The organism is Acinetobacter colistiniresistens (assembly GCF_000413935.1).
Classification (GTDB): Bacteria; Pseudomonadota; Gammaproteobacteria; order Pseudomonadales; family Moraxellaceae; genus Acinetobacter; species Acinetobacter colistiniresistens.
The window spans coordinates 685,693-697,897 of the sequence record NZ_KE340380.1; the positions used below are offsets into that span (position 1 = coordinate 685,693).

A 12,205-nucleotide genomic window follows, 5' to 3' on the forward strand; every position below is an offset into this window, starting at 1 on the left:
TTTAGCCTCCTATACCCACAATATACTTTTCTGCAATTTGTCTTGCGATCATATCAGTCTGTAAAATGATGTCTATGTTTTCTGCTTTAGCATTTTGTACAGTTTGCAAAGTATTTTCGACTACCTGAGCAATCTCAGTAAATCGAATCTGCTTCTGCAAAAATGCTGCAACAGCAATTTCATTTGCCGCATTTAAAATCGTTGGTGCCAAGCCACCTGCACGCATTGCCTGACGTGCTAGATCCAATGCAGGAAACTTAACAATATCAGGCGACTGAAAATTCAATTGAGCTGTCTCAAATAAATTCAATGCTGGGACATGTGTTGCCAGACGTTTTGGCCACGCCAATGCATGTGCAATTGGCGTACACATATCTGGATTACCCATTTGTGCCAAAGTTGATCCATCCACATATTGCACCATGGAATGAATGATACTTTGCGGATGCACAACAACTGTAACAAAATGTTCTGATATTGAAAACAAATGACAAGCTTCGATCAATTCTAAGCCTTTATTCATTAATGTTGCAGAATCAACAGAGATTTTTTGCCCCATTGACCAGTTTGGATGTTTACATGCTTGTTGAGGAGTAACATCATGCAACTGTTCCAATGAGTGATTCAGAAAAGGCCCACCCGATGCGGTCAGCAGAATCTGAGACACACCGAGTTGGGGCTGTCCTGTTCTTTCTGCATTTAAATAATCGTGAGGTAAAGACTGAAAGATTGCATTATGCTCAGAGTCTACAGGTAACAATAGTGCATGATGATCACGTGCTGCCTGCATCATAATGTCACCAGACATCACCAAGGCTTCTTTATTGGCAAGCAAAACACGTTTTCCTGCTTTTACTGCCGCCAAAGTTGGCAGTAAACCCGCAGCCCCAACAATTGCTGCCATAACAATATCGACATCAGCATGTTCAGCAACTGCAATTAAGCCCGATTCATCCGTTAAAATTTCAATCTGTTTTAGATTTTCTTGATTGAATTTCTGCTGTAACTCAAATGCTTTATCATTCGGCACAACCACAATTTTTGGATGATATTTTTTACAAATTTCTAAAAGTTCATCTAAACGACTATATGCAGAAACTGCAAATACAGTGTATTGGTCTGGGTGTTGTTCCAATACTTTTAAAGTACTTTGTCCAATTGAACCCGTAACACCCAATATACAAACAGCTTGAGTCATTTAAAGATCTACACCAATAAGTTTTAATATATACATACCCGTTGCAAAAATCGGTGCTGCAGCAAGTAACGAATCAATACGATCCAACACACCGCCATGCCCAGGAAGAACCCGACCTGAATCTTTAATTCCTGCACGACGTTTAATCATTGATTCAAACAAATCGCCCAACACCGAAGCAAACACAGTAACAATTGATAGAATTAAGAACAGAATAAGCTGCACAACTGTTAAATTTAAGTAGGAATATTGCACAACCAACATAATCAGTACAGTTGTAGCGATACCACCATAAAGACCTTCAACAGATTTGTTTGGACTCACAAAGGGTGCAAGTTTTTTCTTACCAAATTTACGACCTACGAAGTATGCACCACTATCTGCCCCCCAAACCAACAGGAACAAATACATCAACCACCACGGCGAACTATGCCAGACTGCATAGAGAGCTGTAACCGCGGCAGAAATCAGAATAAATCCAACGATATATAAGGATGCATTGTACCAGCTATCCGATTCAGGAAAGTTCTTAACCCAATAGATACTGCCCAACCATGTGAGAATAGATGCAGCCCACAATAAGAGTGCTACATCATCAAAAAATAATGCCAGTGTGGATACCGCTGCAACGCATCCTCCATAGATCCAAGCCTTAGGTTTTGACACCGGTGCAGCTGTTCGAGGCATAAGCTTAAACCACTCATAACCTGCAACCCCTGCGGCTAAAATCATCAGTATAAACATTGGATAATGTGATTGCGTTGCAAACATGCAACTTAAAACAACAGCAACTAACACCAATGCGGTAATAATCCGCTCTAACATTATTAATTCTCTATTTTCGCTTGTTGAATCTGTTCTGAGGTTTTACCAAAGCGTCTTTCACGTCCTGAAAAAACACGAAATGCGTGATCTAACTCTTCTATTGTAAACTCTGGCCACAACGTATCGGTAAAATACAATTCCGCATACGCAGCTTGCCACAACAAGAAGTTAGACAAACGGTAATCTCCGCCCGTGCGAATTAACAAATCAACAGCAGGTAGATCATTTAGACTGACATATTTATCAAATAAATCAACATTTATCTGATCTGCTTGAACTTTTCCAGCAAGTGCATCTTGAGCAATAAGTTTTGCAGCCTGTGCCATATCCCACATTCCCCCATAGCTAATTGCAATGGTTAGCGTCATGGAATCAAAAGCTGCCGTTTTTTGCTCTGCATATTGCATGAGATCACGCAGCTCACTCGATAATCGGGCACGATCACCAATAAAACGTAAGGAGATATTGAACATTTCCATACGGGGTAATTGCTCATGAATTGTCTCTTCCAACAACTTCATTAGCAAATCAACCTCGTATTGTGGCCGATTCCAGTTCTCGCTTGAAAATGCAAAAACAGTTAAAGCACGAACACCCTCTTTTTTGCAATGTTCAACAATAGGATCTAAGACATTTTTACCTTCCCGATGCCCATCGCCTTTTTGCATTTGCTTTTTTTTAGCAAAACGATTGTTGCCATCCATAATGATGGCAACATGTTGAGGAAGAAGCGATTCTTCTTGCAAGGTCATAATAGAATCAGACCTTCATCAATTCTGCTTCTTTCGCTGCAAGACGCTTATCAACCTCTGCAACATATTTATCAGTAATTTTCTGAATATCATCCGATGCACGGCGATCATCATCTTCAGAAATTTCTTTTTCTTTCAATAAGGCTTTGAGATCACCTAATACATCGCGACGAATATTACGAATCGCAACTTTGGCATTTTCAGCTTCAGCACGCGCAACTTTTTGCATATCACGGCGAGTTTCTTCTGTTAATGCAGCCATTGGTACACGGATTGCATCAGCAGTAATAGGATTCAAACCCAAACCTGCTTCACGAATCGCTTTATCAATTGCAGCGACCATCGAGCGTTCAAATGGTTGAACCAACAGCGTACGAGAATCTTCAAGTCCAATATTTGCCACTTGATTCAATGGAACGTCAGAGCCGTAGTAAGAAACCATTACACCATTTAAAATAGATGGGTGCGCACGACCTGTACGAACTTTGGCAAAGCCTAACTCTAACGAGTCAAGTGACTTCTGCATACGCTGTTCGCTATCTTGTTTGAGATCGTTAATCATATGATCTTCCTTACTTATTCATTAGGTATTACAAAATATTTAATTAGTATAAAGAGCTTTATGGCTCACGTACATTAATTCGTAACGTGAGTACCCTCTTTTTCGCCCATTACAACAGAAAGTAATGCACCAGATTTGTTCATATCAAAAACTTGCAATGGCACATTATGGTCTCGGCATAAACAAATTGCCGTCAGATCCATCACACCAAGCTTTTCATCCAGCACTTGATCGAAAGTTAAATTGTCATATTTAACTGCATCATCATATTTGCTTGGATCTTTGTTATAAACACCATCCACTTTGGTCGCTTTCAAGATCAAGTTTGCCTCAATTTCGATACCACGTAAGCAAGCTGCTGTATCTGTGGTAAAGAATGGATTACCTGTACCGGCAACAAATACGCAGACTTCGCCTTGACTTAGATGACGAATTGCATCACGGCTTGAATATGGTTCAACCACCGTACCAATTGATAATGCAGACATCAAACGAGTTCTAATATTACGACGTACCAATGCATCACGCATTGCCAAACCATTCATTACCGTCGCCAACATACCCATTTGGTCACCCGTTACACGACCAACCAGACCATCTTTCTGTAACTGGCTACCACGGTATAAGTTACCACCACCAACAACGATACCCACTTGCACGCCTAAACCGACCAAGTGTGCAATTGAAAGTGACATCTGATCCAACACTTGGGCATCAATACCCATATCTTTATTACCCGCTAAAGCTTCACCCGAAAGCTTTAGCAAAATTCGTGCATAACGTGGATTTTTAGACGCTGACATACCTTTACTCCAAACCGACCAATCTCAAATTTCTTAAATTTAATTCAACATCAAGCAGATTTAATCTGAATTAACTTTGCAAATAAATCGTATTCATCTGCATCGGTAATTTCGACTTCAAGCAGATCACCTGCTTTAATCACACTCTTATCAATATCTTCAACAAAAACATTGCCATCAATTTCTGGTGCATCTGCATATGAACGTGCAACTGCAACAGGGAATTCATCTTCCAAGCCATCCACAAGCACTGTCATTTTCTGACCAATACGCTTTTGTAATTTTGCCGCAGAAATCGCCTGTTGAACTTCCATGAAACGTTCATAGCGATCTTGCTTAATTTCTTCTGGTACATGATCAGGTAGATCATTTGCGGTTGCACCTTCTACAGGCGAATACGTAAAGCACCCCACTCGATCAAGCTGAGCTTCTTTCAACCATTCCAACAAAATCTGGAAGTCTTCTTCTGTTTCCCCTGGGAACCCTACAACAAATGTTGAACGAATCACCAATTCAGGGCATTTTTCACGCCACAATTTAAGGCGTTCCAATGTGTTTTCACTATGAGCTGGTCGCTTCATCAACTTAAGGATGCGCGGACTGGCGTGCTGAAAAGGAATATCTAAATACGGAAGGATTTTACCTTGCGCCATCAAGTCAATGGCAGCATCTACGTGTGGATATGGATAAACATAATGTAAACGCACCCAGATACCGAGCTGACCAAGGGCTTCACACATGTCATAGAACTTGGTTTTGACTGGCTGGCCATTCCAGAAGTCCAACTTATACTTGGTATCCACACCATAAGCAGAAGTATCTTGAGAAATCACCAAGACTTCTTTTACACCAGCGCGTTTAAGTGCAGCCGCCTCATCCAATACTTTACCTACAGGACGAGAGACTAAGTCTCCACGCATGCTTGGGATAATGCAGAATGTACAGCGGTGGTTACAGCCTTCTGATATTTTCAAATAGGCATAATGCTTTGGTGTTAAACGAACACCTTGCTCTGGTACTAAATCAATAAATGGGTTGTGTTTTGGTGGTGCAGGTACATATTCGTGTACTGCTTCCATCACATCTTGATAGGCTGCCGCCCCTGTTACTTTAAGTACATTGGGGTGCATTTGGCGAATTTTGTCTTCGTCTTTACCTAAGCAACCTGTAACGATCACTCGTCCATTTTCGCTCATGGCTTCGCCAATGGCATCTAAAGACTCTTGCACTGCAGATTCAATAAAACCACAGGTGTTAACAACAACCAAATCTGCACCGTCATAATCTGATGCAACTTGATAACCTTCAGTCTTTAACTGAGTTAAAATTCGTTCAGAATCTACCAATGCCTTAGGACAACCTAAAGATACAAAACCGACTTTGGGGGTCTTCATGAATCTGCGCTCCACTTGAATCGGCGTATTGTATGACTTTTCTTTGTCTACGCATAGCAGCAAAGCCATCTCTTTGTGTAATGCACCAAAATACAACCAAAAATTTAAATAAAAACCAACAACGCACCAATTTGGAACATAATAAAATATTGAAATATGCAGATGTATGTGAAAAATACCGTATAAATCGATGTTTCCAGAATTAAGTGCTTGAAATTTAGTTAATACAAAGTTGGCTTGTATTTTGCATAAAGTACATTTTAGAAGTTAATGGCTCTTCATTAAAATTTATATTTATTGCGCCATTTTAAAACAGGACGATTCACAAATGGATCAACAGAACCCTATCGACTATCGACTCTTAGTAGATAATCTGACAACTGCCATATTATTGGTCGATAGTAAGCTTAATATTTTTTATTTAAATTCTGCTTGTGAAGCATTATTTGATATCAGCTTGCTGCGCGCTTCGGGTCAGCCTGTATTAAATTTACTACATGCGCATGATGATGCGTTCAATACACATGAAGCCTTATTAAACACATTAGAAAGTGGGCAACATTATACCCGTCGTGAAGCGGTGATTAATGTAAATTTCAAACCCATTCATGTTGACTACACCGCCTCTCAACTCAATGCAGGTAAAAGCTATCACCCTTTGTTGCTGATTGAACTCAATCCGATCGATCGGATGTTAAAAATTTCAAAAGAAGAAAATTTGGTTCAACAGCATCAAGTTGCACGACAACTGGTTCGCGGTGTGGCACATGAAATCAAAAATCCGTTAGCGGGTATTCGTGGCGCAACTCAATTACTGGCACGTAGTTTGGGTGATGATAGCTATCGTGAGTTTACCGACATCATCATTAGTGAAGTTGATCGACTCACCAATTTAGCGGATACCATGCTTGGTTCCCGTCAACTTCCTAGTTACGAGCTTGTCAATGTGCATGAACCTTTGGAGCGTGTTCGCTCACTGATTGCCAACCAGACCAAGAAAAAAATCAAGATTACCCGTGATTATGACCTGTCGTTACCCGATGTGATGGCAGATCGTGATCAGCTGATTCAAGTCATGCTTAACATCAGCGTCAATGCAGTACAAGCCATGACAGAAAATAAAGACTTTTTTATCGAGTCAGAACCAGAACTGGCTTTAAGAACACGTATTCAGCGTCTCGTCACCATTAATGGCGTGTTAAATCGCTCAGCCGTTCGTATTGATATCGAAGACAATGGCCCCGGTGTCCCTGAAAGCATTCTTGAATCTGTTTTTTATCCCCTAGTTACAGGGCGAGCTAAAGGCACAGGACTTGGCCTCAGTATTGCTCAAAATATTATGCATCAACATAACGGAATGATTGAGTGTCAATCAGTTCCAGGAAAAACCGTATTTAGCCTATATCTACCTTGGGAGTTAAACCATGTCACGAAATAAAATTTGGGTAATAGATGACGATCGTGCCATGCGTTGGGTACTAGAAAAAACGTTCAAAGAAGAAGGTTTTGATGTCACCAACTTTGAAGAAGCACAAACTGCACTGGAACGTCTGCATGATGATGCGCCAGACGTAATTCTCACCGATATCCGTATGCCAGGTATTGATGGACTAACCTTCTTATCCAAGGTTAAAAATACACATCCAGATTTACCTGTGATCATCATGACAGCACATTCAGATTTAGAATCTGCTGTGTCGAGCTACCAAACAGGTGCATTTGAATACTTGCCGAAACCTTTTGATATCGATGAAGCACTGGCATTGGTCAATCGTGCGATTTTGCATATTAATAAATTGCAACAACAAGAAGCCACCAAAGCAGCCTTGCCACTACAATCAACGGAAATTATCGGCGAATCACCAGCAATGCAGGAAGTTTTCCGTGCAATTGGGCGTTTATCGCAATCACATATTACGGTGCTTATTAACGGTGAATCTGGTACAGGTAAAGAGTTAGTTGCTCATGCCCTACATAAACACTCACCTCGTCGTGCCAAACCATTTATTGCACTGAATATGGCCGCCATTCCCAAAGACTTGATTGAAACCGAGTTGTTTGGGCATGAAAAAGGTGCATTTACAGGTGCAAATACCCAACATCAAGGCCGTTTCGAGCAAGCCAATGGCGGTACTTTGTTCCTTGATGAAATTGGCGATATGCCTTTTGAAACACAAACACGTTTACTCCGTGTCTTGGCAGATGGTGAATTCTACCGTGTCGGAGGTCATATCCCTGTCAAAGTCGATGTTCGTATCGTGGCTGCAACTCATCAAGATTTGGAAAAATTGGTGAATGAAGGACGTTTCCGTGAAGACTTATACCATCGTCTGAACGTCATCCGTATTCACATTCCGAAACTGTCACATCGCAGCGAAGATATTCCAATGCTGGCTCAGCATTTCCTAGCTCGCGCAGGAAAAGAACTGGGGGTAAGTCCCAAAATCTTGCGTACTGAAACTACGGATTATATGCAACAGCTGCCTTGGCCTGGTAACGTTCGTCAGCTGGAAAATACCTGCCGCTGGTTGACGGTTATGATTACTGGCCGTGAAGTTTATCCAGAAGATTTACCTGCCGAGCTCAAACAGGCGTCAGTACAAAAAACCAGTGATGCCCAAGCAATATCAGGCACCAGTCCAGCTTTAGTTGAGCGTATTGCAGTACATCATTGGGATGAACTCTTAGGTCAATGGGCAATTCAAAAGCTTAAAAATGGTGAAATGAAGCTTCTGGATATCGCAACCCCTATGTTTGAGCGCACCCTGATCAATGCGGCGTTACAGCAAACACGTGGCCGAAAACGTCATGCCGCAGAACTCTTAGGCTGGGGACGCAATACCCTAACCCGCAAACTCAAAGAACTCGGCATGGATTCTGCCGATGACGAAGAAGATGATGAAGTGCGTTCCGCTTAATCCAATAAAGAACAGTAAAAAGCGAGTCTAAATGACTCGCTTTTTTATATAAATCGAGATCTTTTGAAACACTCTCAAATCTCATAGCCATACAAGAGATATGGTTTTTGCTATACTAAGGATAACCCAACTAACCTCAAGTAGATAATGACTGATATTTGCTATCCAAGCTGCGCCAAACCTCAAACTCGTCGTGGAGAAGAACGTCGCCTTGCCTTATTACTATGTGCAAGCGATTTATTTCTAGAGAAAGGTTATGAAGCGGTCTCTTTGGATGATATCGTCAATCATGCCGGCGGGTCTAAAACCTCAATTTACAAATACTTCGGTAATAAAGAAGGTCTTTTTACCGCGATTTGCGACTATCGGAGAGAAGTATTTTTTAAAGGCGTCTTTTTCCCTTATACGCCAGAAACAAGCACCTTAAGAGATTACTTAATGCATACCCTGCAGCGTTTTTACCAACACATTATCCAACCAGAAAATATTGCCTTTATGCGAATGTTTACAGAACAGACGCAAAAGGACCCTCAGCTTGCCCATTATTTCTACAATCAATGTGCTCTCAATATTCAAAACACGATTTCCTCTGCACTTGAGCATGCTCATGTAAATAATGAAATTTACTGTGCACAGCCACAGTTTTCTGCAACGATGTATTTTGGCATTTTAAGAGATGTCGAGTGGCGCAACTTAATGGGTTTAGACGTCCCCGCCAATGATGCAGAAATTATTGATTATATTAACTATTCAGTAGATCTTTTTTTAAAAGCCCATCAAAAGGCCTAATTCTTTTGCATTTTTTCAAGCGTATAGTATAGTAGTCAATTCTTTTTAATTCACCACTCGTCAAACAACAATTAATTATTGTTTTAACTCAATAATTATTGTGGGAGTAGCTATGGCGCTTCGGCATTTCCTAACTTTACGTGACCTATCTTCATTAGAGCTGCAACGCATTTTAGATCGTGCGCAAGAACTTAAACGCATGCAACATAGCAACACGCTTTTTCAACCGTTTGCGGGTAAAGTTTTGGGAATGATTTTCGAAAAATCAAGCACACGTACGCGCATTTCCTTTGAAGCAGGTATTTGTCAATTTGGCGGTAGTGCAATTTTCCTCTCGCCACGCGACACACAATTAGGCCGTGGCGAACCCATTGAAGATTCTGCACGTGTGATTTCAAGTATGCTTGATATCGTCATGATCCGTACTTTTGCTCATGATATTGTAGAACGCTTTGCATCTTACTCAACAGTGCCTGTGATCAATGGCCTGACTGACGATCACCACCCTTGTCAATTGCTTGCTGACTTACAAACCTTCCAAGAACATCGTGGCAGCATTGAAGGCAAAACCGTAGCCTGGATTGGCGACGGTAACAACATGTGCAACTCATATATTGAAGCTGCGCACCTCATGGGCTTTAAGCTTAAGATTGCAACACCTGAAGGTTACGAACCAAAGCCTGAATTCTTAGCTGAATTTGCAGACTGTGTGGAAGTGTTTAATAAAGCCGAAGATGCTGCTGTTAATGCCGATCTGATTGTGACTGATGTCTGGGCCAGCATGGGACAGGAAGAAGAGCAAAAATTACGAGAAAAGGCATTTTTAGCATTTCAAGTCAATGAAAAACTTATGGACTTGGCTCATCCTGATTGTCTGTTTATGCATTGCTTACCTGCTCATCGTGGCGAAGAAATTTCGGAACATATGCTAGATCACAAAAATGCTGTGGTTTGGGATGAGGCTGAAAACCGTTTGCATGCGCAAAAGGCCTTGATGGAATTCTTACTTAACGAGAATCTTAAAAAAGATTAAGTTTAAAAAAACAGCATCATTGGATGCTGTTTTTATTTGTGTGTTCTAAATTGAACACTGAAATAAAAACACTTATAGTAAGACTAGCCCTTTAGAATAAGTTTCTCATGATGTGAGAACTTCACTCAATATGCAGCGGACGTTATGACTTCACTTGAACAAGCCTTATCTCAAATACCAAACTTCTCTTTGGTGCATGAGCATCTGTTTAGCTCTGCTCAACCGACTGCCGAGCAATTACAACAAATTAAAGAATATGGTTGCAGCACAGTGATTAACCTTGCAACCAGCCAATCTGATAATCATCTGGCTAAGCAAGACCAGATCTGTCTAGATTTGGGATTAAACTATATTCACATTCCAATTGGTTGGGATGTGCCTTGTTCTGAGCAATGTTTATTTGTTTTAGATCTTATTGATCATCTGGTACAAAACGAAATCATTTGGCTGCACTGCAATGACAATATGCGTGTCAGTAGCTTGATGTACCTCTATCGCCAATTCTATATGAATATCGACCTGCCAACAGCACAAAAGCTGTTACATCAAGTTTGGGAACCCAACGAAACATGGACAGGTTTAATTCATAGCATTACTTTACAACTGCAAGGTCGTAAAGCAACGCAAGAACTAGAACAATCATTGATTAACAGCAATCATTTTGCTTGATGTGAAATCAAAACCGTTGCAGTCGCCAAGATTCCTTCTTGGCGACCCGTGAAACCAAGCTTCTCCGTCGTTGTGGCTTTAATACTGATTTGAGTTACATCAACATCCAATACATTTGCAATGCTCTGGCGCATTTCTAAGTTATGCTTAGCCAACTTAGGACGCTCACAAGCAACGGTGATATCAGCATTATTGAGTTGATAACCACGATCTAGAATCAATTGATAGACATGTTTAAGCAATAAGCGACTGTCAGCACCTTTATATTCTGGATCTGTATCTGGAAAGTGCTGTCCGATATCACCCAATGCCAAAGCACCCAATAATGCATCACTTAGTGCATGCAACACCACATCACCATCTGAATGTGCCTTTAAACCATGCGTATGTGGAATTTGAATACCGGCTAAAGTAACAAAATCACCTTCTTCAAATGCATGTACGTCAATCCCTTGTCCAATACGAATTTGAGCAACCATATGATTTTCCTTTTACAATATACTGAACAAATCTTGTATTCAGGCTTTCTATTTCGCTATAGTACGTTGAGCAAATTAGACTGAAAGTATAAGTGATTATGCTGTTTAACACTGTAAGAAATCAATTAAAGAAATCTGGTTACATCATCACATTGAGTTGTTTTTGCTCAACATTTGCCTATGCAGAAGCAATTGACTGCACAAGCAATGATTTAAACGCCAATAAAATCTGCTCTAAGCAATATAAAGAGCAGCGTTTGAAGCTGAATACCAAGTTTCTGACCGCCTATTTAGTAACGGATGCCCCACTACAGTTATTACACGACACGCAAAGCTTGTGGCTCAATCAGGTACAACAGTGCAAAAGCAAAAATTGTTATCAACAGCAGTTTGATGCGCGTTTAGACGATTTGAATTTTTATACCTCAATGAATCAAACACTCACACAGCATTATTTAAAATATGAACACGGCAAACTAGCAGCTCAACCCGTTCACCTACAAATTCACCAGCTCGATAAAGACAAACTTAAAATCGAAGGAACGGCCTATCGCAGCCCCAATAACCGCCTAGAAACCCAAACGCAGTCATTGCTCGCCTATAGTACGCCTGAGCAAAGAAACCAAATCATCGATAATGAAAAAAAATGCCAATATCAATTTGATTTTCAAAAAGCATTGTTGATTATCAAATCCGAGCAAAAAGATTGCAGTCGCTTTACAGGTATCTACCGCTTATACGACTAATCCAGACAGGACAAAGCCGATGTTTTCGCATCGGCTT

General features: G+C 40.7%; 13 protein-coding genes. 6 read left to right on the forward strand and 7 right to left on the reverse strand.

The window, feature by feature from the left end:
• Position 1: 1 nt before the first annotated feature.
• The 6 genes from ispC to rimO all read right to left on the reverse strand — a co-directional run bounded on the left by ispC (position 2) and on the right by rimO (position 5,534).
• Complete coding sequence (gene ispC / locus F907_RS06925) at positions 2–1,198, reverse strand: 1-deoxy-D-xylulose-5-phosphate reductoisomerase (RefSeq protein ID WP_016652517.1); 1,197 nt, start codon at positions 1,196–1,198, stop codon at positions 2–4.
• Positions 1,199–2,023 carry a phosphatidate cytidylyltransferase gene (locus tag F907_RS06920; RefSeq protein WP_005270745.1) on the reverse strand — a complete coding sequence of 275 codons (825 nt, stop codon included), beginning with the start codon at positions 2,021–2,023 and terminating at the stop codon, positions 1,199–1,201.
• 2 nt (positions 2,024–2,025) lie between these two features.
• Positions 2,026–2,775 (reverse strand): polyprenyl diphosphate synthase, encoded by a 750-nt coding sequence (uppS, locus tag F907_RS06915; RefSeq protein WP_016652518.1) that lies wholly within the window; start codon positions 2,773–2,775, stop codon positions 2,026–2,028.
• A 7-nt stretch (positions 2,776–2,782) separates the two neighbouring features.
• Positions 2,783–3,337 carry a ribosome recycling factor gene (frr, locus tag F907_RS06910; protein WP_004653307.1) on the reverse strand — a complete coding sequence of 185 codons (555 nt, stop codon included), beginning with the start codon at positions 3,335–3,337 and terminating at the stop codon, positions 2,783–2,785.
• A gap of 74 nt (positions 3,338–3,411) precedes the next feature.
• Complete coding sequence (gene pyrH / locus F907_RS06905) at positions 3,412–4,140, reverse strand: UMP kinase (protein ID WP_005241296.1); 729 nt, start codon at positions 4,138–4,140, stop codon at positions 3,412–3,414.
• 50 nt (positions 4,141–4,190) lie between these two features.
• Positions 4,191–5,534, reverse strand: a complete 1,344-nt coding sequence (gene rimO / locus F907_RS06900; protein ID WP_005270747.1) for a 30S ribosomal protein S12 methylthiotransferase RimO — start codon at positions 5,532–5,534, stop codon at positions 4,191–4,193.
• Positions 5,535–5,862: 328 nt separating this feature from the next.
• Between rimO and glnL the strand changes: the two genes are divergently transcribed.
• The 5 genes from glnL (at position 5,863) to F907_RS06875 (ending at position 10,943) form a co-directional block, all read left to right on the forward strand.
• The gene (glnL, locus tag F907_RS06895; RefSeq protein ID WP_005270749.1) at positions 5,863–6,972 is read left to right on the forward strand and encodes a nitrogen regulation protein NR(II); all 1,110 of its coding nucleotides are present in this window, start codon (positions 5,863–5,865) and stop codon (positions 6,970–6,972) included.
• Positions 6,959–8,452, forward strand: coding sequence for a nitrogen regulation protein NR(I) (glnG, locus tag F907_RS06890; RefSeq protein WP_016652519.1), 1,494 nt, complete (start codon positions 6,959–6,961; stop codon positions 8,450–8,452). The genes glnL and glnG overlap by 14 nt, the downstream gene beginning before the upstream one ends.
• Positions 8,453–8,599: 147 nt before the next feature.
• Positions 8,600–9,241: a TetR/AcrR family transcriptional regulator gene (locus F907_RS06885; protein WP_016652520.1), complete on the forward strand. Its 642-nt coding sequence runs from the start codon at positions 8,600–8,602 to the stop codon at positions 9,239–9,241.
• A 112-nt stretch (positions 9,242–9,353) separates the two neighbouring features.
• Positions 9,354–10,274 (forward strand): ornithine carbamoyltransferase, encoded by a 921-nt coding sequence (gene argF, locus F907_RS06880; RefSeq protein ID WP_005270753.1) that lies wholly within the window; start codon positions 9,354–9,356, stop codon positions 10,272–10,274.
• Positions 10,275–10,418: 144 nt separating this feature from the next.
• Positions 10,419–10,943 carry a protein tyrosine phosphatase family protein gene (locus F907_RS06875; protein WP_016652521.1) on the forward strand — a complete coding sequence of 175 codons (525 nt, stop codon included), beginning with the start codon at positions 10,419–10,421 and terminating at the stop codon, positions 10,941–10,943.
• Here F907_RS06875 and ispF read toward each other — a convergent pair.
• Complete coding sequence (ispF, locus tag F907_RS06870; RefSeq protein WP_016652522.1) at positions 10,931–11,422, reverse strand: 2-C-methyl-D-erythritol 2,4-cyclodiphosphate synthase; 492 nt, start codon at positions 11,420–11,422, stop codon at positions 10,931–10,933. The two genes, F907_RS06875 and ispF, sit on opposite strands and share 13 nt — an antisense overlap.
• Positions 11,423–11,520: 98 nt before the next feature.
• On the opposite strand from ispF, the gene F907_RS06865 reads away from it, so the two are divergent.
• Positions 11,521–12,168: an A1S_1983 family putative colistin resistance protein gene (locus F907_RS06865; RefSeq protein ID WP_016652523.1), complete on the forward strand. Its 648-nt coding sequence runs from the start codon at positions 11,521–11,523 to the stop codon at positions 12,166–12,168.
• Positions 12,169–12,205 lie beyond the last annotated feature (37 nt).